Below are 22,044 nucleotides of genomic sequence, written 5' to 3'. Positions count from 1 at the left end.
GTTCAGTCATCCGCCTTGGCGAGCGTTTCATGGGTATTGCGGATGCCGGCCTGATCGAGGGTCAGGTCAGCCACGGTGACTTCCAGCGCAGTGGTTTGCAGGGTGTAGCGCCATTTGGTTTCCGGCAGGTCGCGATAGGCCGCGAGCACGCCGACATAACGGCTGCCCTCCTCCACGCTGAGCTTGAGCTCGATGGTTTCACCGGGGCGCAATTCGAGTTCTTCGCTGGCCACCAGGTCCGGTGCCAGGGATTCCTTGGCACGTTCGTAGAGGCTGAAGAAATCAGCGTTCTCGAACGTTACCGGGTGCTTGAGCTCCAACAGGCGCACGACAATCGGCGACGGACGACCGTTGAGGTCCGGGTTCAACTGATCGCTGGCCGTCAGCTTCAGGTTGAGTTTGGTCACGGTGGAATACGGCGACAGCGACGAGCAACCGGCCACCAGCACGAGGGCAGCCAGCGCAGTCAGCGTCTTGAAAAAAGCGGTCGAACAGCGAGACATGCGCATCATCCTTGGTGGTCGGTGTGTAGGGTGGAAATCAGCCGTATCTGCTCTTCGTAGGCCTGGGCGAAATCACGGGCCAGCAAACGCTCGCTCCAGTCATCATCCTGACGCAAGGCCTGGTGATAGCGCCCGTACGCTCTCCAGCGACTGCCTGAGGTGGCGAGCAACGGCTTGTTGTCGCGCTCGAAGCGCAGGGTCAGCTGTTGCGGCGAGAAGTGCTCCAGGGTGCCGCGAACGGCGGCGCGACTGGCGGTCAGCAACGCGACCTGATGCGCCTGCAAATCACGGAACGCACGGGAGATCGCTTGTTCGGCCGGCAACTGACCCGGCTTGTTGCCCTGCAACAGAATGCCCAGCGCTTCGCCGGCATCGACGGCAAATTTCAATGGGTTCTTGTTAGTGCCTTGCACGGTGGTTTGAGCCAGGCGCAGTTCGTTTTTCAGTTCGCTGCGGGTGCGCAGGCTCTGCTGCAAACCGCCAATGCTTTGCTTGAGCAGGCGTGCGGCATTCAGTGCCAGGGCTTCGCGGGCATCGTGATCGAGGCCTTTGAGGTCCACGCCCAACGCCGCACCGAAGTGCTCCCAAAAACCTTCGCTCTGACGCTCGACCGCTTTGGGCGGGGACGCTGGCGCAGGTTCTGCCGGGGCCGCGATCAGCTCCGGGACCATCAGGCTTTCCATGTCGATGCGCGCGTAGTCGGCGCGTTGACGGGTGTCTTCGATGGTTGTGCTCGGGGCGATCAACTCATCGATTTCCGAGTACACGCGTTCCTGCTGGTCGAGTGCATTGAGCGGGTCGAGATCGAGAAACGCATCGTCCGGAATGATGCTGCCCGCCGCTTGCGGACGGCCGGCTTCAACGTCGAAGGTCGCCGGGTCGCGCACCAGTCGCGCACGGATCTCGAAGTCACCCAGCACGTACACACTGCCGTGCTCAATGCGCATCGGCTCGCCTTTGCGCAGGCGCGCGCCGCTTTCGCTGTCCTGGATACCGTTGCTGCTAGTGTCGGTCAGGAAAAACGTGCCTTCGCGGTAGCTGATCAACGCGTGATGGTTGGACAGGTGACGCTTGCGGTCGGGGATGATCCAGTCGCAATCCTCGCCTCGGCCAATCACGCCACCGGCCTGTTTGAAGGTCTTCTGGCACAAATCCGTGGGCACGAACTGCTTGGTGTTCAGCATTTCGAAAACCAGTTCCATGGTGATACTCCTTGCGGTCACTTGCCGCGATTGACCGCCTGCGGATCACCCAATGGGCGATAGGTGTTGTCGTTGTATTTGTAATTGCCGCTACAGCCGCCGAGGCCGCATAGAACGACGAGGGTCAGCAGGACGGCTTGCCAGTGACGAACAGGCATCAGAGGGTCTCCAGGGGTAGACAAAGCACAAAGCGCCGACCCGTTCGGGCAGCGCTGTTAGAAGCGAATGAGGTGATCTGTGGCGAGGGGGCTTGCCCCCGTTGGGTCGCGAAGCGGCCCCAAAACCAGCCATCCTGTTTATTCAGGCAAACCGCACTTAACGGACTACGACTGCTGCGCAGCCGAACGGGGGCAAGCCCCCTCGCCACAGGAATTGCGCTGGCCACAACAGGCATTCCAACCACAGTGTTTGGGTGGCAAAAGTTATGGTCAGCCATCGAAGTCACCCAAATTGATATTCAGGCGCCCGAGGCGGTACAGCAGTGTGCGCCGGGGCAGTCCGAGTTCACGGGCGGCGAGGGTCTGGTTGCCGTCGTTCTTGCGCAGGCAATCAAGGAGTAGACTGCGTTCGACCTGTTCCAGGCGTTCGCGCAGATTCAGGCCGCTGCTGTCCTCCGGCATGGCTTCCATGCGCAGGGAAAAATGCTCGGCCAGCAACTCACCGCCTTCGCACAGCAAGACCGCGCGTTCGACCAAACCCTTGAGTTCGCGAACGTTGCCGGGGAAGGCATAACCGGACAAATGATCCAGCGCCGCGTCGGACCATCGCACCGCATCGCGTTGCAGAAACGCGCAGGCCTTGTCGGCGAAATGTCGGGCCAGGTCGAGGATGTCGCCTTCGCGCTGACGCAAGGCCGGCAACTCGATCGGAAATTGCGCCAGGCGGTAGTACAAGTCCTCGCGGAATTTGCCTTCACTGACCAGCACCGCCAAATCCCGGTGTGTGGCGGCGATGATGCGCACGTCGATCTTGTGGGTGTCGTTGGAACCCAATGGGCGGATCTCGCCTTCCTGCAACACGCGCAACAGCTTGGCTTGCAGGGACAACGGCATATCGCCGATTTCATCGAGCAACAAAGTGCCGCCATTGGCCGCATCGAACAGCCCGGCACGGTCGCGGTCGGCACCGGTGAAAGCGCCTTTGCGGTAGCCGAACAGCTCGCTTTCCAGCAGGTTCTCGGGGAACGCCGCGCAGTTCTGCACGATGAACGCCTGAGAACGTCGCGGGCCGCAATCGTGAATCGCCCGCGCCACCACTTCCTTGCCGGTGCCGGTCTCGCCACGCAGCAGCACGGTGTACGGGCTGTGCAAAACTTTGCTGATCAGCGAATAGGTCTGACGCATCGCTGCGCTTTTGCCGATCAGGCCATAACCGCTGGCGCTTGGAACATTGACCGGTGCAGGTACTGCATTGCCGCTCGGTTGCCGCAAACGTTGCAGCAAGTGCAACTGGCCGAGGACGAACGAGCCCAATTGACCAAGGGAATCGGCAAAGCCTTGCAGGTTGATATGCCGATGACTGGCACACAGCAGCAAGCCTTCGACAGCTTTTTGCTGATTGACCAACGGCACGCACAACAGCGACTGCCAGGGCGTGGCTTGCAGCGGCAGGAAACTGGTTTCGTGCAGGCTGCCGCTCAGCTCGCTGAGGCACACCACGCGGTTCTGGCACAGAGCGAATTGCAGCAGTTGTTCACCGTTGTAATCCGCCGGCAGGCTCGCCGCTTCCCGAGGTTGCAAGATGCCGTTCAGGCACTCGGCGTTCATCCCCAGGCAGGTATGGGTCGCATCCAGCAGGTACAGCTGCGTCAGCTCGCAACCGCTGAGCTCGGCCAAACCGCGCACGAAGTCACCCAGCAGCGCAGCACCGTCCGCCGCCCGCGACAGGCTGGCGAACTGCGCCAGCAAGGCTTCGGCATAGATCAGCGGTTGCGGCACTTGAGTGAACATCACACCCACCTCAGGCGAACTCGCACATCACGCTGGCGTTACCGTCGAGCGTTGCGTGAACACGCTTGAGGCTTTCGCCGGTGGCCATCGCATCGAGCAAACGGTCGGCCACCAGCGGCAGCACGTGCAGATCCAGCAAGTGGTCGATCAGGCGTGCGCCGCTATCGCTTTGGGTGCAGCGCTCGGCCAGGTGATCGACGAGGTCCTGGGAGTAAGTGAAGTCGAGCTGACGACGGTTCAGGCGCTCGCCCAAACGACCCAGTTTGATTTCGATCAGCTCGCGCAGCACCGGGCCACCGACCGGGTAGTAAGGCACCACGCGCATCCGTGCCAGCAGCGCCGGTTTGAAGTGCTTGCTGAGCACCGGGCGAATGGTTTCTTCCAGGACTTCGGCGGTGGGCCGCGCACCGTTTTCGCAGAGTTGGCTGATGCGGTCGCTGCCCAGGTTCGAGGTCATCAGGATCAGCGTGTTGCGGAAGTCGATCTCGCGCCCTTCCCCATCGTTGGCCACGCCTTTGTCGAAGATTTGGTAAAACAGGTTGAGCACGTCCGGGTCGGCTTTCTCGACTTCATCGAGCAACACCACCGAATACGGTTTCTGCCGCACGGCTTCGGTGAGCATGCCGCCCTCGCCGTAACCGACGTAGCCTGGCGGCGCACCGATCAGGCGCGAGACGGTGTGCTTCTCCTGGAACTCGGACATGTTGATGGTGGTGATGAAGCGGTCGCCGCCGTACAGCAAATCAGCGAGGGCCAGTGCGGTTTCGGTTTTACCAACGCCGCTCGGGCCGACCAGCAGGAACACGCCAACCGGTGCATCAGGCTTGTTCAGGCCTGCGGCGGTGGCGCGCATCGAACGGTCGAGGGCATGAACCGCTTGCTCCTGACCACGAATACGCGTGCGCAGGTCGGTGGCGAAACTCGCAACTTTGGCGTTGTGTTCACGGGCCAGTTGCGCCAACGGCACGCCGGTCCAGGCACTGATCACTTCGGCCACCAGGCGCGGGCAGACTTCGAAACTCACCAGACGCTCTTTGACCTGGGCGTCGGTCAGGGCGCGGTGGGTTTCATTGAGTGCGGCTTCCAGCGAATCGACGCTTTGCGCTTCGTCCACGGTCGCTTCAACGGTTTCAATCACGGTGCCTTCAGCGTCGTCTTCAACCGTGATGGTCGGTTCGACAGCGGCGGCCTCGCGGGCCTTGGCCAGTTGCTGACGCAGCTCCAGCAGGCGCTCGGCCAGCTCTTTCTGCTCGGTCCACAGCGTTTCCAGAGCGACCTTTTCCTCTTCAGCATCGGCCAGGCGATCTTCCAGAGCGTCCAGCGCTTCGTGATCGATCAGCAAACCAGCTTCAGCGTCACGGCGCAGGGCCTGACGCTGACGGCCACCTTCGGCCAGTTCGCCACGCAGGCGTTCCAGGCTTTCCGGAGCCGCGGCGAGGCTGATACGCACGCGGGCGCACGCAGTGTCGAGCACGTCGACAGCTTTGTCTGGCAACTGACGACCCGCCAGGTAACGGGCCGACAACTCGGCCGCTGCAACCACCGCGTCATCGCGCAGGTAGATGCCGTGGCTCTTCTCATAAACCTGGGCCAGGCCACGCAGGATGGTCACCGCTTCGCTGACGGTCGGTTCGTGCAGTTGCACCGGCTGGAAGCGACGGGCCAGGGCCGGGTCTTTCTCGAAGTATTTTTTGTACTCCGCCCAGGTGGTGGCGGCGATGGTGCGCAACTCGCCACGGGCCAGGGCCGGTTTCAGCAGGTTGGCCGCGTCGGAGCCGCCGGCATTGCCGCCCGCGCCGATCAGGGTGTGGGCTTCGTCGATGAACAGGATGATCGGTTTCGGCGAAGCTTTGACTTCGTCGATCACGCCTTTGAGACGACGTTCGAATTCACCTTTGACGCTGGCACCGGCCTGCAACAGACCCATGTCCAGCGACAGCAACTCGACGCCTTTCAAGACTTGCGGCACTTCACCGGCCGCAATGCGCGAGGCCAGGCCTTCGACGATCGCGGTTTTGCCAACGCCGGCTTCACCGACCACGATCGGGTTGTTCTTGCGCCGACGGGCGAGGATGTCGACCATCTGTCGAATCGCGCCATCGCGGCACAACACCGGGTCGAGTTTGCCGTCGCGGGCTTGTTGGGTCAGGTTGTGGGTGAAGCGCTGCAGCAGCGATTCGCCGGGCACAGCGGGCTTACCGGTAGCCGGTTGCTCTTTCTGCGACAGGGCGAATTCTTTCAGGCGCTCGATGTTCAGCTTGGCCAGCAACGACTGGTAACGGCTGCCCGCATAGCGCATCGGGTTGCGCAACAACGCGAGGATCAACGCGGCTTGCTCGACCTGGCTCTGGCCCAGTTCGAGGTTGGCCACCAGCAAGGCGTCTTGCAGCCACTGCACCAGTTCCGGGGCGAACACCGGGTTGCGCGAGGCGCTGTGCTCGACCCGTGATTGCAGCGCGGCGCTAAGCTCGCCGGCGTCCACTTCGGCATCCTGCAACGCGCGGGCGAGCAGGCCTTGCGGGCGTTCCAGCAAGCCCAGCAGCAAGTCTTCGACGAGGATCTTGCTGCCGCCACGGGCGACGCAGCGTTCGGCAGAACTTTCCAGGTCACGACGGGTTTCGGCGTCCAGCGCCTGGATCAGTTGTTGCAGGTCTACGTTGATCATGTGTCATCTGTCCTTAATGAATTTTGCTGCCCAGGGTCACCACGCCATCCGCTTTTTCGCGGCCCAGCCAACTGGTCCACCCCAGGCGACAGGCGTTCTGCTCACCGATGCGCAGTTCGCGGATTTCTTCCTGGCGCAGCACCAGGCGAATGTCGTAATCGAGCGGGTCACGCAGGGTGAACCGCACCAGCGCACACAGCGGCTGGTAGCCGAAACCGATCGGCAGGAATTCGTGAAAGCGTTGCCAGTCGAGCTCGCGGATGTGAATGCGGAATTTGCCGCTGCGATCGCGCACGTGCTCGCCCAGCACCAGGTCTTCGCCGAGCATGCTATTGGCGCGGCCCAGGCGATTGCGCTGCTCGTCGAGGATCTCGACGCGGCGCTCGATGCACTGCTCGATGGTCAGTTCGGCGTGCTTGAAGTAATAGCGCAGCACCGCTTCGATCAGCGCCGCCGAGTGCGCCCGCAAGCTGAGCAGGCCGAGGTACGGCAAGAGGCGTTTCCAGTTCAGTTCCTGGGCCTTGCGGATCTCTTCGCCACCGAGGCCGATCAACGCAAACAGCTGCGCCGAAAACGGATCGAGCGCGCCGCTCTGGAAGCTGGCGCGGTAGCGGTACTTGCGCCAGATCGGCAGCATCAGCCGTTGCAGGCGATGGTGGAACAGGTCGAGGAAATTGCGGGTCGGGTTGCCGTCTTCGCTGTCGCCCAGGGCCTGTTCGCCGTAGAACGCCGGCAACGGCGAACCGGAACCGACCAGGCCGATCAGGTTGAAACGCAGGCGCGCGCGCATCTGCCCGTGCTCTTCGAAAAACTCCACGCGATCGACGTCGCTGCCAGGGAAACCCAGGCTCGGGTTGGCCTGGAATTCCAGCTGGTCGTACAGGTCGTCTTCGCTCAGGCAGGGGTGCGCCTCGCGCAGCCGGTCAATCACCAGCAGCACGGCCTGAAACAGCGAGTACTCGCGTATAACCCGGGTCAACCCGCTTAAAGCAGGGGTTGCAGACCCATACGTGGTGTCCATTGGTACACCTCTCCCTGTGTGCTTTTTACCCGCAACTCGTGATACGAATTGAGGCTGGCGTAAAGCGCGAAAAACTCGTTAAGAACCGAAGCAAACACGAACAGGTCGCCCTCGCCGATATACCCTTCCGGGTCGATGGTCAGCTCGGTGCGCAATCCGCGAACCGGCAATCCTCGGTGCAATCTGTCGACGTGCTGGTGCTTGATCGACTTGAGCCCGCCGAGCAGGCGTTTGCTGACTTTTTCCGCGTGTTGGTCGTAGTAGCGCGGCAGGTCGTAGGTTTCGAGAATCACCTTCAGCGCATTGACGTCGGCCAGCGACAGATAGTTGAGCGACATGTTGCTGATCAGCTTCCAGAGGAAGTCGCGGTTCAGCGGTGGCGCGAAGCTCGAAGTGGCCGGCGTGATGTTGCGAAAGCTCAAAAACTCCGGGGTCTCTTCGCAGGCCTTGCAGATGTCACCGAGCTTGAGCTTGCGCGGCAGGTTCTGGTTGGTGCACATCAGCTCGATCGACAGGGTTTCGTGGGCTTCGGTGTGACGGATGCCGAAGCTCAGGTAGGTGTCGAGGCCGCCGTGCAACAAGGACGAACGCTGGCGAATGCTGTAATGCGGACGGCTGGTGGGCACATCGAAACTCGGGTCGTGCTCGAAGGATTCGAACGGCACGTACGCTTGATAACCGAGGCCTCCGGGCTTCCAGCCAGTCACGGTTTCCACCGAGAACACACCGCAGTTTTCCAGATCGTATTCAGCCGGCAGCAGCAGGTATTCGTCCTGCTTGCCGTCGAGGCGAATCGGCAGCGCATCGTGTTTGAACAGGTTAACGATCGGCGTGCAGTAGAGCTTCACGTTGTCCAGCGTCGGACGCATGCGCATGATGCCGCTCTTGCGAATGTCGAAACGCAATTCGAGGCCGCGCATTTGCTTGAGCGTGTCCTCCGGCAATGCCTTGAGCAGGTCCAGACCGTTGATATCGACGAACAGGAACTTGTCCTGGAAGGCGAAATATTCCTGCAGGTAGCGGTAGCCGCGGAAGGTGTTCAGCGGATAGGGGATCAATGCTTCTTCTTCGGCAAAACCCACCGGCTGCACGCGGTCGCCCGGCATCTTGAACGCCATCGGCTGGCCGCTCACACCGTTGACAGGCTTGCCGGCGCCGTCCAGCGGAATCAGCTCGATGCCTTCAAGGTTGCGCAACAGGCTCAGGTAAAGCATCTGGCTGATATAGCGCTCACCGGCGAAGTGCAGGCGCAGACGACTCAGCTCCAGTTCGCCGAGATGGCCATCGGCGCTCATCTCCAGGCGCAGGCTCAACAGCGAACCGTCGCCCTTCACCGAGTAATTCAGCGCGGCCAGATCCAGCGGCAACACCTCGGTCGGGTAGCACGTACGGAAACGGCAACGCACATCATCGACCGGCACGCTCTCCACCGGCGTATCACGCTCGACCATCAACGCCGGCCCGGAACGCTTCAACGGGTCGAACTGCAAGATGCTGAACGCCGGCAGCGGCCGCATGTAGTTGGGCCACAGCAGGTGCATCAGCGAGTGGCTCAGCTCCGGCAACTCGTCGTCGAGCTTCTGGCGCAGGCGACCGGTGAGGAATGCAAAGCCCTCCAGCAACCGCTCCACATCCGGATCCCGCCCGGCCTGACCGAGAAAAGGCGCCAACGCCGGGCTACGCTCGGCGAATCGACGACCTAACTGGCGAAGTGCGGTGAGTTCGCTTTGGTAGTAGTGGTTAAAGGACATGGGTTAGCTGCCTGGTAGTAGAACTCATGAAAAACTGCCCTGTGTATTACGCTCAATGCCCGACTGGATCATTGGATGGCGCCTGCAGGTTGGCTTGGCCTGGCGTAACGGCTTATGCGGGGGCTCAATTTTCAAGATGTACATAAGGGGTATTACTGATAAACATATTTAGCCAATGCGACTCCCACTGGGGCATGGCGATATCGAAAGTTTTTTGGGCTCGATTAAAATATATCCACGCAATGCCGACAGTGGAGTCATCTTCAGTCACCCTCATATCCAGCGATTGAGTGTCATACAAAGGTGTACGGTAAACCTCTTGTGGATGTTGCCTATCGATTACTCTCAAGTAAGCCATTCCACCAAGCGTGAAAATCTTCCCAACCCTTACGTTTTCCAAAATATACCGACCGGAAGGACTGACTACTGTCGAACTGGCTGGATAGTTTCGCATCGTAGTGACAACAAAAAACAACAACACAGATAGCGTCACGAGCAACACTGCCATTCGGCAGGTGTATTTCCTGTACTTATTAAAAAACAAATCACTTAACTCGGCCATTATTTTTCACTCTCACTCGATGGCTCTACAACGTACGGTGTATTACTCACAAAATAATTCATCCTGTAGTCTTCCCATCGCTGAGCATGAAAAATGAATTTTTTCTCGGAGGTCAGAAATTCGACATTAGGAATACTTAACTTCCCCGTAGCTTCATTTACCTGCATTTCCAGAAGCCTCGTTGGGTATAGCGGGCTTCGATAGGTATACTTAGGCGCGTCTTGATCCGTAATTCGCAGATAGGAAAGGGCTTCTCCGGAAAACAAGGAAGGAAAGGGTACACGCTCCACGATGTACTGCCTTGAATAACTCAATTCGATAATATCTGGACGCCGCTGAGACAGATTATCGACAAACGAATAAAAAGATAACACCCCGACCATCAGGGACATTAGTAACATCAGACATGTAATTACCGAACGCATTTACTCGACTACCTTGATCAGAGTAGGCGTTACACCTTCATACAGTACGTCGGAGTACACAATAAAATCTCCACCTTTGCCGTGCTTTGTTCGGTAGTCGGAAAAATCACTATTTTGTATCAGGTGATAACGTTTGCCGTCGATATCCTTGAATATGGCCTGCACGTCTTCGCCACGCAATGCGGCAGTTTTGGCCATTTCTGCCTTCCCTATTGCCGAAAAAAAATTTGAGCCATTTCCTGTTACTGGATCTGCTACACCATCATAGTTCCAATACCCTAAAGGCTGACTGAATCGGTTACCTACATCGCTAAAATCGTAACTATCATCGATATAGAACCCTAAACGATTCACCAAAAAACTGATTTTTCTTGAAGCGAGAATAACTTCGCCCTCAGCAATCACTCTCATATTGAAGTTCGCAAGGGCGCCTCTAAGTTCATCCAGCAGAAAAATATTGGCGTTTGGCGTCTGAACAGCAATTGTATTGGTATATCCAAACTTCTCGGCTTCTCTAGCGCTTGTAAATTTTATTTGGTAGGCACCGTCGACCTTGCCTTCAAACTTACCCTGGAAATTCTCGCGCATTCTAACCAATGCATTTGGACTGTTCCATTTTGCCTTTAACTCACTGAATACTTCATTGGCGCGCTTAAATTTTAAGACCCAAGCCATTTTAACAATTGAGCTTTCTACATACGGATCCAGCGGTTCTTTTTTATGATCTTTGGTAAGTTCATCCATCCCACCATCTTCAGTTGCCCATGGATTGCCTTTAAACCAATAGCGCATCAATCCGGCAGCTACTGGCCAGTTCATCTTATCCATCGCCCCAGGGATGTCCGAAACTCCAAATTTACGCACAGTTGCCGTCTGCCCGGTCTTATTGCTCGCCGGCGAAAGTGTTGCAGTCACTGTTGTATTTGCCATGTCAACATCCCTGTCATTTTTGCTCGCCTACCCTGCCACTTACAGGGTGAGGAGCTATTGTGCATTCTCAGGCGATCGCCACTTTTGTTTGCTGTTCAATAATCAGCTCAACGGGCTCGGCAATGTCCGAGTGGATCATCTTTGTCTTGCCATCGGCACCAGTAACACCGGTCACAATTTTTCCGGAGGCCGTCTTCAGCGTGTACTCGATTCCGGACAGCGGCTTTCCAGTGTCCTGACAGTCGATTACGAAATGTTCGTTAAATGGCCAACTGAGTTCCACCGGCAACGGCGGCACAAACGGCGCCGGCGAATGCGAGTTCCCGATAATTACCGTCCCGGACCCGGCCGTAACCTTGTTGCCATGAGTACCGGCTGAGCCCACGGTCGCCGCCGGTTTACCGTTAATCAAAACAGTTGTCGCAAGATCGCCAACCATCGCACCACCACACGCCGAGGCATCGCCTTGGCGGGCGGCCGCGAGGCCGTCGAAGAACACGTCGCCGGAACCGGCGGCGATCGGGTTGGTGCCGTGGCCGGGGAGCGGGCAAGCGGTGGGGTCGGATACGCGTGCTGCGGGTTTGCCGGACATCGGAGTCTCCTTAGTTGACCTTCACTTGACCGCTGCCATCCAGGCGCGCGGCGAAACTGACCTGGCGCTTGAAACCATCAACTTCCAGCAGGCCTTCGATGCTGAAGGACAGGCGAAGCTGATCGTTGTCACGCGGCAGGGAGATGACACGCACATTGCTCAGGCGTGGCTCGTAGGCTTCGATGAAATTTTCGATGGCCAAACGGGCCTGACTCAGGGAGTCGTGCAGGCTCAGGCGCATGTCATTGAGATCGGGTAGCCCGTAATCGGACAGCGTTTGCACGCTGCCCGCACGGGTGCTGAGCATCTTGGCCAGATGGGCAGCCACGGACGCCATGGCGGAGACCTCGCGGCTCCAGCCGACGCGTTTGTCTGCGTCGCCACCCAGGCGCTCGAAAAGGCTGCCGTATCCAGTCATGAGTCGCTCCGCTTACTCTTTGTCCAGCTTGCCAACCAGCGACAGGGTGAAATCGGCACCCATGTATTTGAAGTGCGGGCGCACGTTCAGGCTGACGCGGTACCAGCCCGGCTCGCCTTCGACATCGCTGACGATGATCTGGGCGGCGCGCAGTGGACGACGGCCACGGACTTCGGCGCTCGGGTTTTCCTGGTCGGCCACGTACTGGCGGATCCACTTGTTGAGTTCCAGCTCCAGGTCGGTACGTTCTTTCCACGAACCGAGTTGCTCGCGCTGCAGCACTTTCAAGTAATGAGCCAGGCGGTTGACGATCATCATGTACGGCAGTTGGGTGCCGAGTTTGTAGTTCAGCTCTGCGGCCTTGCCTTCTGCGCTGATGCCAAAGAACTTCGGTTTCTGCACCGAGCTTGCGGAGAAGAACGCCGCGTTGTCAGAGCCTTTGCGCATGGTCAGGGAGATGAAGCCTTCCTCGGCCAGTTCGTATTCACGACGGTCGCTGACCAATACTTCGGTCGGAATCTTGGTTTCGATTTCGCCCATGCTTTCGAAGTGGTGCAACGGCAGGTCTTCAACCGCGCCACCGCTCTGCGGGCCGATGATGTTCGGGCACCAGCGGAATTTGGCGAAGCTGTCGGTCAGCTTGGTGCCGAACGCGTAGGCCGTGTTGCCCCACAGGTAGTGCTCGTGGCTGTTGGCGACGGTTTCTTTGTACACGAACGACTTGACCGGGTTTTCTTCCGGGTCGTACGGGTTACGCAGCAGGAAACGCGGCACGGTCAGGCCCACGTAACGGGAGTCTTCCGACTGGCGGAAGCTCTGCCATTTGGCAAATTGCGGGCCTTCGAAGTGATCTTTCAGATCTTTCAAGTCCGGCAGGCCGGTGAAGCTTTCCAGGCCGAAGAATTTCGGGCCGGCGGCCGCAATGAACGGCGCGTGGGACATGCAGGCTACGCTGGACACGTACTGCATCAGTTTCACGTCCGGCGAGCTTGGAGACATGTAGTAGTTGGCGATGATCGCGCCCACCGGCTGACCACCGAACTGACCGTATTCAGCGGTGTAGATGTGCTTGTACAGGCCCGATTGCATCACTTCCGGCGAATCTTCGAAGTCGTCCAGCAGGTCGTCCTTGGAGACGTTGAGGATTTCGATCTTGATGTTTTCGCGGAAGTTGGTGCGGTCGACCAGCAACTGCAGGCCACGCCACGACGATTCCAGGGACTGGAAGTCCGGGTGGTGGAGGATTTCATCCATCTGACGGCTGAGCTTGGCATCGATCTCGGCGATCATGCGGTCGACCATGGCCTTCTTGACCGGTTCACCGTTGTTCTGCGGCTTGAGCAGCTCTTCGATGAACGCCGACACACCGCGTTTGGCGATGTCATAGGCTTCGTCGTCTGGTGTCAGGCGGGTTTCGGCGATGATGCTGTCGAGAATGCTGTATTCGCCATTCTCGTTGCTCTTTTGCTGTGCTGCGCTAGTGCTCATTGTGTTGGCTTCCTTGACTGATAAAGACTCAAGCGTCCTGGGCTGCGGCGTTCAGGCCCAGCTCACCCAGTACACGACCGCGAGATTCGTCGTCGGCGAGCACGCCTTCGATGGCTTTGCGGAACGCAGGCGCGTTACCCAGCGGGCCTTTGAGGGCCACCAGCGCGTCGCGCAGTTCCATCAGTTTTTTCAGCTCGGGCACTTGCTCGACCAGCGAGGCCGGGTTGAAGTCCTTCATCGAGTTGACGCGCAGTTTCACGGCCAGTTCTTCAGTGTCGCCTTCTTCCTGAAGACGATTCGGCACGCTCAGCGTCAGGTTCAGCTCTTGCTTGGCCAGCACTTCGTCGAAGGTCATTTTGTCGATGCTGATCGGCTTGCGATCTTCGACTTTTCGTTCGTCCTTGCGGTGGGTGTAGTCACCGATTGCCAGTAGTTTCAGCGGCAGTTCAATCTCTTCCTGAGCACCGCCGGTGGCGGGTTTGAAGGTGACGTTGATGCGTTCCTTGGGGGCTACCGAGCCTTCTTTGGCCATGGCTTTTCTCCTTGCGGTTGTGGCCCTGGGGCCTATTCGAGTACCACTTCGAGATCGAGGTGGCACAGCCTGCGATAAATCTCTTCCTTGCGTTCACGCACTGCATGGTTCTGCGGTAACAACTCGCAGCAGCTATGCAGCAAATGCAGCACTTCCAGCGCAAGATCGGGCTCCCAGGCGTGCAGGCCTGAGTCCTGTAATGTTTGGTCGAGGGTTTCGAGCTGGGTCTTGGCCAGTTCGTACTTCTTGGCCATGAAGCACAGCCGCGCGAGGGCGAACTGCCAGAAGAATCGAACCCGCCCGCCGTGGGCACTTTGCAAGCCCTGCTTGAGGATCTGCACGGCGGCCTTGAGGCCATCCTTGCGCAGAATCGGCAAGACCTCTTCCAGCGCCAGCTCCCAGGCTGGCTGGGTATCGGCGACCTCGACTTTGCGTGGCGCACTGGCGCTTTGCAGGTGCGGCATGACGTGGGCGCCAATCCAGGCGCGGGTGGCCGGATCGGCGAAGGGGGCGCCGTCATGGAAACGCAATTCGATGAGGCCGGGCAGACGCTGAACCAAAAGCGCGAAGTGGATTTCCACTTCGCGCATCGCCATCTCGGCGTTCAACGCCTGGAGGCATTCCCAGACCATTCGCTGGCCATCGAACCAGAACGGTGCCTTCGCCAGGCTCGCCTCCAGCTCTACCAGCAGATCAGCGTATTTCCCTTGGTCGTAGCGGTCCTGATAGGCCTTGAGTTTGTCCGCCGGCAGCCCGCGCAGAACGGTGATCTGCTCGGTGTTACGCTCGGGCACCGCGTCGATGGGCAGCCACAGCAGCGTGCGATTGAGGCGCAGGGCGCGCAGGTCGGTAGCTTTCTGCTTGAGCCACCAGGCGCACAACGGACGGGCGTTTTCCTGCTGGGCGCGCAGGGCCTTGTGGGCTTCTTTTTCGTTATCGATCGGCGCGCCGGGAGTGAACAGCTGGGTCGCGGCCTGCTTGACCTGCGCCACTGCGGCGCCCACCACACCGGGCTCCGGCTGATTGTCGGCGGCGCGCTGGACCATGTTTTTCAAGCGACGGGAAATCGGCAGCAGCAACGGCGCGTCATCGCCCAGATGCTCGGTGCACGCAGCATCAAGGCCTTCCAGGTGCTCGACCAGCCGGCGGAACAGCGGCAACTGCTCTTTGATCGCGACGTTTTCGTTCAGCACCTGCTCAAGACGCGGCACCAACCAACTGATGGCTGCGGCGCGGGTACGAGCCTTGTTCGGGTGAACCTCGGCCCAATGATTTTCACAGAGATGGTGCAACAAACCGAGGCCGGCCAGCAGCCCCTGGAAGGATTCGCGCTGGTACAACGCCCAGGTCAGCCACGCTGCGACACGCAAATCCTTGGATTGAGTGCGCAGCAGATTTTCACTGTTTTCGCGGATTTTCAGCCAGTCGATCTGACCGCTTTCGTGCATGGACGAGGCTTTACCCAACTCGCTTTCCAACGCCTCGTATTCGCTCGAAAAGCGAACGTCCTCGCCCGCGAAATTCTCTTTGGACACAGAGGCTTTTGCGAGTTCAAGGTAATGAGCAGAAAGTTTGCTTGAGTAGGACATCCATGGCCTTTAATTAGGATTACAGTCATATGGCCATTGGAGTTGCAATGGCGGCAGACAGTATCAAAGAGCTGCGATGATTCTCATCCAATTGAGGTTCGTGCTCTTTCAAGTGCGCGCATCGTAATCACAATGATGGCCACTAGCAAGCATCCGATTAAACAACAAGACGAAGTCTTTTAATCTCGTAGGAGATATCCCTATATGCAGCAGGGGAATCCCTGAGACTGGTTTAATTGTTCATTGTGTGATCCGCAGGCCGAAAACCATTGAAATAGAGCTTTCCGATTCTCTCACCTGAATAGATGCCGTATTCATTGTCGACTTGCTCCCTGAGGTGGAGGTGAATCATGCCAAAAATACAAATTGATGAATGTAGGAGCATTCCGAAATGCTACCGATATCCATGAATTAATGACGTGCGACAGTCAGCAAGAAAAAGTGCCACTATTTTGATGGCACCCCTTTTATATTCCACCGAAGTTCCAAAATGGAACTTTGATATCGCGGAAATTTCATACCGGGCTTCAAGATCCCTCCTACATCAATACTCTGGATGCCTTGTTAGTGTGCATGGCATTTTGGCGACCTGCAGGCATGACTGGGGATCGCGATTTTTTCTCACTCAGCTTAAGGACGAGCTAAAAAGCAAAAGGATAAGCGCATGCTCGCACCCGCCAATGCCCCTCTATTCACCCTGACGATCCCCAACGTTCGCAACGATTTTAAAGTGCTGGCTTTTGAAGGCACTGAAACCATTGGCGCGTTGTACTCAATCAGTATCGATCTGATCAGTGAATACCCCGGTATCGATCTGGAGAGCCTGCTTCTCCAACCTGCATTTCTGCAATTCGGTCTTAACGGCGAAGGTATCCACGGATACATCGAAGGGGTGTCCGAAGGCGATGTTGGTAAACGCCCGACCCGCTTTCAGGTGCACTTGGTGCCGGCGCTGTATTACCTGCAATTCAGCCAGGATCAGCGAATTTTCCAGGGGCAGACGGTGCCGCAAATCATCGCTCACGTCCTCAAAGCGCACGGCATTCAAGCCGATGCATTCACCTTCCACGTCAAAACAAGTCCCCCGCGCGAATACTGCACTCAATACCGGGAAAATGATTTGGAGTTCGTCCAGCGGCTCTGTGCCGAGGACGGCATTACGTGGCATCACCAGCACTCTTCGCAAGGCCATTTGCTGGTGTTTACCGATGACCAGACATTCTTCCCGAAACTGGGCGAAACCCCGTATCAGCAAGACACCGGCATGGTGGCGGAGCATCCGGTCGTCAGCCAGTTTTCCTTTGGTTTCAAAACCCGCCCCAGCATCGTGACCCGCCGTGACTACGACCTGAAACGCCCGAACGCGGTGCTGGAAAGTCGCTTTATCGCGGAGTTCGACCCCACCCTCGAAGACTATTGCTATCCACTGCCATTCGAGACCGAAAAGCGCGGCAAACAACTGGCCCGGCAGGCACTGGAACGGCATCGAGTCGATTATCGGTTGGCGGAGGGCGAAAGCGATCAGCCAACTTTGCGTAGCGGCCACTTTTTCAATCTAACGAAACACCCACACGAAACGCACAACGATCTATGGCTGCTGCTCAGCGTGACCCATTTCGGGAAGCAGCCTCAAGCGCTCCAGGAGTTCGCCACCAGCGCTACCGAATCTGAGAACGACTTTACCCAAGGCTACCGCAACAGCTTCAGCGCAATTCCCTGGGACGTTTTTTACCGGCCACCGATGCCTGCACCAAGGCCCATGCTGAATTGCCAGACCGCTCGCGTCACCGGACCTGTCGGCGAAGAGATTTACTGCGACGAATACGGTCGCGTCAAAGTCAAATTTCACTGGGACCGGTCTGAACGCAATGACGAAAACAGCAGTTGCTGGCTGCGGGTAGCGTCCAGCTGGGCGGGGGACAACTTCGGCACGGTGATCATTCCGCGTATCGGGATGGAAGTCCTCGTCACCTACCTCGAAGGCAATCCCGATAATCCGTTGATCACCGGCTGCCTGATCAACAAGGTCACGCCGCCGGCCTACCCATTGCCCGAAAACAAAACCAAAACCGTACTTCGAAGCCACAGCTCCCCCCGCACGGGTGGCTACAACGAACTGTCGATGGACGATCGCGCTGGCGATGAGTTGATCCACCTGCGTGCTCAGCGGGATATGGAGCAGAAGGTTGGAAATGACAGCCGGCTGGAAGTGGGCAATGAGAGTCGAGTCACCATCAAGGGCGACCGTATTACGGTGCTGGGATCTGAAGAGCACCTCACTATCACGTCGGATCGAAAAATCCAGGTAAGCGGCAACGACTACCTGCATGTCGCAGGCGAGAGCCACACAAGAGCTGATGAAACGCTGGTTATCGAAGCCGGTGAGCACGTGCACATCAAGGCAGGTACGCACCTGGTGATTAGCGCGCAAGAGAGCCTTTCCATAACGGTCGGCGATCAACACATCGTGCTCAACGCCGACGGTATTTTCAGCAGTAGCGCGATTGATGTCGGGGGTGCTCCAACGCCGGGTACGGCTGCGCATACATTACTGCAGGGGGCTGCGGCGGGCTTCTTGGTGTCCGTCGCGCCTGAGCCATCAGAAGAAAATGCATCAGATGATCTGGAGGAAGAGGAGGAAGAAGTCGAAGAGGAAGGTATTACTTTGCGGATTGGCATGTTCTTCGATGGCACTGGCAACAACAAAGCCAACAGCGAAACTGTAGCGGCCTGCTACGCACCGGACGCCAACCTCGCGGAAGCCGCCGAGGAAATACAAAAGCACTGCGCTGCTTATGGGTACGACGGCAACGGGAACTCGCCGGACAATAGTTATGGGAATGATGTGAGTAACATTGTCCGGCTTTACAAATTATATGAGGACCGAGTGGACGAAACGTTGTTGCCAGCCGCAACCAACACTTCCATTGCCATTTATGTCGATGGTATCGGGACAAACAGCGGTGGTACCGATTCGCTTTTTTCACAAGCAACGGGGCTGGGCGAAACAGGGGTAATTGCCAAGATTGAGCAGAGTTCGGCACTTATCGTGGAGCAGATACGTCGACTCAATGATAGGAATCCAGGAGTAACAGTTGATCGGATTGAATTCGACATTTTCGGTTTTAGTCGGGGTGCGGCAGCCGCACGGCACTTTGCGAATGAAGTGTTGAAAGGCGAGCACAGCATTCTGGCGAAAGTACTGCCGGCCGGCTCTACGGTCTTGTCCAGCGACTTTAACTGGCGTCTCACAACCCATATCACCATCAACTTCATTGGCCTGTTCGATACCGTCGCATCGATTGCCAATCCCGGGCTGTTCGACTTCACGGGTACCAACAGCAGAAACCCCGGCGTCAATCTCAGACTGCCAGATGACTGTGCCAATAAGGTGGTGCACTTGGTTGCCCGAGACGAAATTCGTGAAAACTTTGCCCTCAACAGCCTCGGCGACATAGACCTGGTCTTACCCGGCGCGCACTCGGACCTCGGCGGTGGATACTTGCCAAGAGCCAAGGAAAAACTCCTGCTGGGCAAACCCGTTACCAGCAACATCAGCCAAAGCATGGCACCCACCCGCAGTGCCGCTTACCTTGCCGCCGAAAAGGAAATGTACGCCTGGCATGAAAAAGGCGTCATCGAATTGGATGGTCCGGGCAACGAACTTCAAGTGGCGCTCTGGGAACGTCCATTGCCCAAATCAAGAGAGCGAGGTGGGCCCAGTACCGATCCACAGAAAAAGGTTTTTGCGGCTGCCAGTATTGAACGCCCGGTGCATGGCGAACTGTCGCTGGTGTATTTGCGCATCATGCGCGAGCTTGCCGTCCGACATGATGTGCCGTTTGACATCATTGATACCAATGACCCGAAACTAGCTCTACCTTCCGAATTGGAACCCATCCACAAAAAGCTACTGGCCTACGCCCTTGGCGAAACAACGGTCGAGGGACTGACGCTTGAAGAAAGAGCACTGTTACGCAGGCGCTATATCCACCTTTCCGCTAACTGGAACGCTGCCAAAGGTCTAAACAGCAGCGACATGAACATTGTTTTTATCAACCGACCAGCCAAAAACAATCAACGTACGGTGCATCCCAATGAGTAACTCCGTCTGCATTTTTACTAAATGCGCAGGCCTGCTGGTTGGGTTGCTGTTGGCTGGCTGCACGCAAAGCTTCGCTCAATCCAGTAATGACTTGCCTTGGTTCCTGGCTTTTTCTGCACCGGCCTATATGGAAGTCTGGATCGAAACTGCGGACGTGGTCGATATCCGGGAACAAGTATTCCGAGGTGCCGGAGGTGGTATAGCCTCTGTTCCAAAGCCCCCAAATAATCAGGGCATTGCTAGAGGATGGGTCAGTAGCAACGGTTCAGGTAAGGGCAGGTATGTCACTGGCGCCGATCTGCCCCGTCTGATCTACGTGCGCTGGCAATCCCTGGCCGAACCGCAAACCTATGAGGCCTACATTGTCATTCCCGAATCCGCACGGGAAATCATGCGCAAACCGGAAAAGGCCTTTTGTAGAGCTGACGGTAAATGGATCACCGACTACCGCGACGACATTGGCATCGGTCTGGCACCGGGCGGCATTGCCAAGGTCTGGCTGGGCGGCCCCTGCCTTAAGTCGGTCGAGATTGCTCGGGTAGTAGGAACCATCAACCCAAGAGGCCCTTATGAAGGCAAATCCGGCGGTAAGCATCGACCTTTGTCCGAAACATCCAAGGCTTACATAGAAAAGTTCGGGATTCCTTATGGCTCCTGGTAAAAACAAGCCGGCGGCCGTATCGATCAATAAGCAGTCCCATCCAGCCAAAAAATGCGCAGGCCTGCTGGTTGGGTTGCTGTTGGCTGGCTGCACGCAAAGCGTCGCTCAATCGCTCGATCACAAAGAATGGTTCCTGGGCTTTGGAGCACCGGATTACATGGAGGTGTGGATCGAAACAGCAGACGTCGTGGATATCCAGGAGCGGGTTTTACGAAGAGCCGGCTCCGGAATCGCATCGGTACATACCCCCGCCAACAACAAGGGAAAACCTGCAGGCTGGCCGGAGAGTCCTGGTAGAGGAAAAGGCCGCCATGTCACGAGTGTCGATCTGCCACGATTGATCTACGTGCGCTGGCAATCCCTGGCCGAACCGCAAACCTATGAGGCCTACATTGTCATTCCCGAATCCGCACGGGAAACCATGCGCAAACCGGAAAAGGCCTTTTGTAGAGCTGACGGTAAATGGATCACCGACTACCGTGACGACATTGGCATCGGTCTGGCACCGGGCGGCATTGCCAAGGTCTGGCTGGGCGGCCCTTGCCTTAAGTCGGTCGAGATTGCTCGGGTAGTGGGCAGCGTTAATAAACAAGGACCGTCTCAGGGGAAAAATGAAGGCCGTTATGCCTTGCCCCTGTCGCCGGAGTCCAAATCCTACATAGAGAAATTCGGAATTCCTTATGCCTCCTGGTAAAAACAAGCCGGCGGCCGTATCGATCAATAAGCAGTCCCATCCAGCCAAAAAATGCGCAGGCCTGCTGGTTGGGTTGCTGTTGGCTGGCTGCACGCAAAGCGTCGCTCAATCGCTCGATCACAAAGAATGGTTCCTGGGCTTTGGAGCACCGGATTACATGGAGGTGTGGATCGAAACAGCAGACGTCGTGGATATCCAGGAGCGAGTTTTACGAAGAGCCGGCTCCGGAATCGCATCGGTACATACCCCAGCCAACAACAAGGGGAAACCTGCAGGCTGGCCGGAGAGTCCTGGTAGAGGAAAAGGCCGCCATGTCACGAGTGTCGATCTGCCACGATTGATCTACGTGCGCTGGCAATCCCTGGCCGAACCGCAAACCTATGAGGCCTACATTGTCATTCCCGAATCCGCACGGGAGATCATGCGCAAACCGGAAAAGGCCTTTTGTAGAGCTGACGGTAAATGGATCACCGACTACCGCGACGACATTGGCATCGGTCTGGCACCGGGCGGCATTGCCAAGGTCTGGCTGGGCGGCCCTTGCCTTAAGTCGGTCGAGATTGCTCGGGTAGTGGGCACCGTTAATAAACAAGGACCGTCTCAGGGGAAAAATGAAGGCCGTTATGCCTTGCCTCTGTCGCCGGAGTCCAAATCCTACATAGAAAAGTTCGGGATTCCTTATGGTTCGTGGTGACAGCAATCCCTCGGCCGCGCCAGTCATCAAGCCGTCCGGCCCAGCAGTCGTAAACCCTGAGTGCATGGAGAGCCTGACGCATCGCATTTTCTGATTTTACGACTGCCATGCAGTCGAACGCAGGCTTCGCCAGCTGCTACACGGATCGCGTTTTGGCTTAAGTGATTGGCATTACTCTCGCCCCATAAAAAAATGGGCACCCAACCTGGTTGGCGTGCCCATTCTTTTTTCCGCTCCCCCGCTACGCGGGATATGGATGCGGA

Annotated in this window: 19 protein-coding genes; 4 read left to right on the top strand and 15 right to left on the bottom strand. The window is 57.5% G+C overall.

All coding sequences use genetic code 11. From position 1 onward, the window contains the following. Positions 1 to 2: 2 nt before the first annotated feature. The 15 genes from tssJ to tssA form a co-directional block, all read right to left on the bottom strand. Complete coding sequence (tssJ, locus tag FHW68_RS12895) at positions 3 to 503, bottom strand: type VI secretion system lipoprotein TssJ (protein ID WP_095633641.1); 501 nt, start codon at positions 501 to 503, stop codon at positions 3 to 5. A gap of 5 nt (positions 504 to 508) precedes the next feature. Further along, entirely contained in the window at positions 509 to 1,705 is a 1,197-nt protein-coding gene (gene tagH, locus FHW68_RS12890; RefSeq protein ID WP_095633642.1) for a type VI secretion system-associated FHA domain protein TagH, read from the bottom strand. 17 nt (positions 1,706 to 1,722) lie between these two features. After that, positions 1,723 to 1,863 (bottom strand): hypothetical protein, encoded by a 141-nt coding sequence (locus tag FHW68_RS12885; RefSeq protein ID WP_007894589.1) that lies wholly within the window; start codon positions 1,861 to 1,863, stop codon positions 1,723 to 1,725. Between the two features lie 270 nt (positions 1,864 to 2,133). Further along, complete coding sequence (locus FHW68_RS12880; RefSeq protein ID WP_095633643.1) at positions 2,134 to 3,654, bottom strand: sigma-54-dependent Fis family transcriptional regulator; 1,521 nt, start codon at positions 3,652 to 3,654, stop codon at positions 2,134 to 2,136. Between the two features lie 10 nt (positions 3,655 to 3,664). Then, positions 3,665 to 6,319: a type VI secretion system ATPase TssH gene (gene tssH, locus FHW68_RS12875; RefSeq protein ID WP_183680669.1), complete on the bottom strand. Its 2,655-nt coding sequence runs from the start codon at positions 6,317 to 6,319 to the stop codon at positions 3,665 to 3,667. 13 nt (positions 6,320 to 6,332) lie between these two features. After that, positions 6,333 to 7,340 (bottom strand): type VI secretion system baseplate subunit TssG, encoded by a 1,008-nt coding sequence (gene tssG / locus FHW68_RS12870; RefSeq protein WP_095633645.1) that lies wholly within the window; start codon positions 7,338 to 7,340, stop codon positions 6,333 to 6,335. Continuing rightward, positions 7,304 to 9,091, bottom strand: a complete 1,788-nt coding sequence (gene tssF, locus FHW68_RS12865; protein WP_095633646.1) for a type VI secretion system baseplate subunit TssF — start codon at positions 9,089 to 9,091, stop codon at positions 7,304 to 7,306. The genes tssG and tssF overlap by 37 nt, the downstream gene beginning before the upstream one ends. 124 nt (positions 9,092 to 9,215) lie before the next feature. Further along, the gene (locus FHW68_RS12860; protein ID WP_095633647.1) at positions 9,216 to 9,653 is read right to left on the bottom strand and encodes a hypothetical protein; all 438 of its coding nucleotides are present in this window, start codon (positions 9,651 to 9,653) and stop codon (positions 9,216 to 9,218) included. Continuing rightward, positions 9,653 to 10,045, bottom strand: a complete 393-nt coding sequence (locus FHW68_RS12855) for a hypothetical protein (protein ID WP_143517878.1) — start codon at positions 10,043 to 10,045, stop codon at positions 9,653 to 9,655. The genes FHW68_RS12860 and FHW68_RS12855 overlap by 1 nt, the downstream gene beginning before the upstream one ends. 33 nt (positions 10,046 to 10,078) lie before the next feature. Then, complete coding sequence (locus tag FHW68_RS12850; RefSeq protein WP_183680667.1) at positions 10,079 to 11,008, bottom strand: DUF6402 family protein; 930 nt, start codon at positions 11,006 to 11,008, stop codon at positions 10,079 to 10,081. 67 nt (positions 11,009 to 11,075) lie between these two features. Next, positions 11,076 to 11,600: a PAAR domain-containing protein gene (locus FHW68_RS12845; RefSeq protein ID WP_183680665.1), complete on the bottom strand. Its 525-nt coding sequence runs from the start codon at positions 11,598 to 11,600 to the stop codon at positions 11,076 to 11,078. Between the two features lie 10 nt (positions 11,601 to 11,610). Next, positions 11,611 to 12,018: a type VI secretion system baseplate subunit TssE gene (tssE, locus tag FHW68_RS12840; protein ID WP_007894554.1), complete on the bottom strand. Its 408-nt coding sequence runs from the start codon at positions 12,016 to 12,018 to the stop codon at positions 11,611 to 11,613. Positions 12,019 to 12,030: 12 nt separating this feature from the next. Beyond that, entirely contained in the window at positions 12,031 to 13,506 is a 1,476-nt protein-coding gene (gene tssC / locus FHW68_RS12835) for a type VI secretion system contractile sheath large subunit (protein ID WP_019580436.1), read from the bottom strand. A gap of 28 nt (positions 13,507 to 13,534) precedes the next feature. Next, positions 13,535 to 14,038 carry a type VI secretion system contractile sheath small subunit gene (gene tssB / locus FHW68_RS12830; protein ID WP_095633651.1) on the bottom strand — a complete coding sequence of 168 codons (504 nt, stop codon included), beginning with the start codon at positions 14,036 to 14,038 and terminating at the stop codon, positions 13,535 to 13,537. Positions 14,039 to 14,070: 32 nt separating this feature from the next. Then, positions 14,071 to 15,627 carry a type VI secretion system protein TssA gene (tssA, locus tag FHW68_RS12825; protein ID WP_183680663.1) on the bottom strand — a complete coding sequence of 519 codons (1,557 nt, stop codon included), beginning with the start codon at positions 15,625 to 15,627 and terminating at the stop codon, positions 14,071 to 14,073. Between the two features lie 664 nt (positions 15,628 to 16,291). Between tssA and tssI the strand changes: the two genes are divergently transcribed. The 4 genes from tssI to FHW68_RS12805 are packed head-to-tail and all read left to right on the top strand — an operon-like array spanning position 16,292 to position 21,781. Next, entirely contained in the window at positions 16,292 to 19,732 is a 3,441-nt protein-coding gene (gene tssI, locus FHW68_RS12820; protein WP_183680660.1) for a type VI secretion system tip protein TssI/VgrG, read from the top strand. Then, complete coding sequence (locus FHW68_RS12815; RefSeq protein WP_183680658.1) at positions 19,725 to 20,393, top strand: DUF2931 family protein; 669 nt, start codon at positions 19,725 to 19,727, stop codon at positions 20,391 to 20,393. Before tssI ends, FHW68_RS12815 begins: the two co-directional genes overlap by 8 nt. Then, positions 20,380 to 21,087, top strand: coding sequence for a DUF2931 family protein (locus tag FHW68_RS12810; protein ID WP_183680656.1), 708 nt, complete (start codon positions 20,380 to 20,382; stop codon positions 21,085 to 21,087). Before FHW68_RS12815 ends, FHW68_RS12810 begins: the two co-directional genes overlap by 14 nt. After that, positions 21,074 to 21,781, top strand: coding sequence for a DUF2931 family protein (locus FHW68_RS12805; RefSeq protein ID WP_183680654.1), 708 nt, complete (start codon positions 21,074 to 21,076; stop codon positions 21,779 to 21,781). Before FHW68_RS12810 ends, FHW68_RS12805 begins: the two co-directional genes overlap by 14 nt. The last annotated feature ends 263 nt before the right edge of the window (positions 21,782 to 22,044 follow it).

The organism is Pseudomonas sp. Tn43, from assembly GCF_014192635.1.
Classification (GTDB): Bacteria; Pseudomonadota; Gammaproteobacteria; order Pseudomonadales; family Pseudomonadaceae; genus Aquipseudomonas.
Note: the sequence above shows the minus strand (reverse complement) of the source record. Positions and strands in the feature narration are given on the sequence as shown.

Bases quoted from the DNA above. Each gene is read 5' to 3' on its own strand.
- tssJ (WP_095633641.1), bottom strand. From the start codon at position 503: ATGTCTCGCTGTTCGACCGCTTTTTTCAAGACGCTGACTGCGCTGGCT.
- tagH (WP_095633642.1), bottom strand. From the start codon at position 1,705: ATGGAACTGGTTTTCGAAATGCTGAACACCAAGCAGTTCGTGCCCACG.
- FHW68_RS12885 (WP_007894589.1), bottom strand. From the start codon at position 1,863: ATGCCTGTTCGTCACTGGCAAGCCGTCCTGCTGACCCTCGTCGTTCTA.
- FHW68_RS12880 (WP_095633643.1), bottom strand. From the start codon at position 3,654: ATGTTCACTCAAGTGCCGCAACCGCTGATCTATGCCGAAGCCTTGCTG.
- tssH (WP_183680669.1), bottom strand. From the start codon at position 6,319: ATGATCAACGTAGACCTGCAACAACTGATCCAGGCGCTGGACGCCGAA.
- tssG (WP_095633645.1), bottom strand. From the start codon at position 7,340: ATGGACACCACGTATGGGTCTGCAACCCCTGCTTTAAGCGGGTTGACC.
- tssF (WP_095633646.1), bottom strand. From the start codon at position 9,091: ATGTCCTTTAACCACTACTACCAAAGCGAACTCACCGCACTTCGCCAG.
- FHW68_RS12860 (WP_095633647.1), bottom strand. From the start codon at position 9,653: ATGGCCGAGTTAAGTGATTTGTTTTTTAATAAGTACAGGAAATACACC.
- FHW68_RS12855 (WP_143517878.1), bottom strand. From the start codon at position 10,045: ATGTCCCTGATGGTCGGGGTGTTATCTTTTTATTCGTTTGTCGATAAT.
- FHW68_RS12850 (WP_183680667.1), bottom strand. From the start codon at position 11,008: ATGGCAAATACAACAGTGACTGCAACACTTTCGCCGGCGAGCAATAAG.
- FHW68_RS12845 (WP_183680665.1), bottom strand. From the start codon at position 11,600: ATGTCCGGCAAACCCGCAGCACGCGTATCCGACCCCACCGCTTGCCCG.
- tssE (WP_007894554.1), bottom strand. From the start codon at position 12,018: ATGACTGGATACGGCAGCCTTTTCGAGCGCCTGGGTGGCGACGCAGAC.
- tssC (WP_019580436.1), bottom strand. From the start codon at position 13,506: ATGAGCACTAGCGCAGCACAGCAAAAGAGCAACGAGAATGGCGAATAC.
- tssB (WP_095633651.1), bottom strand. From the start codon at position 14,038: ATGGCCAAAGAAGGCTCGGTAGCCCCCAAGGAACGCATCAACGTCACC.
- tssA (WP_183680663.1), bottom strand. From the start codon at position 15,627: ATGTCCTACTCAAGCAAACTTTCTGCTCATTACCTTGAACTCGCAAAA.
- tssI (WP_183680660.1), top strand. From the start codon at position 16,292: ATGCTCGCACCCGCCAATGCCCCTCTATTCACCCTGACGATCCCCAAC.
- FHW68_RS12815 (WP_183680658.1), top strand. From the start codon at position 19,725: ATGAGTAACTCCGTCTGCATTTTTACTAAATGCGCAGGCCTGCTGGTT.
- FHW68_RS12810 (WP_183680656.1), top strand. From the start codon at position 20,380: ATGGCTCCTGGTAAAAACAAGCCGGCGGCCGTATCGATCAATAAGCAG.
- FHW68_RS12805 (WP_183680654.1), top strand. From the start codon at position 21,074: ATGCCTCCTGGTAAAAACAAGCCGGCGGCCGTATCGATCAATAAGCAG.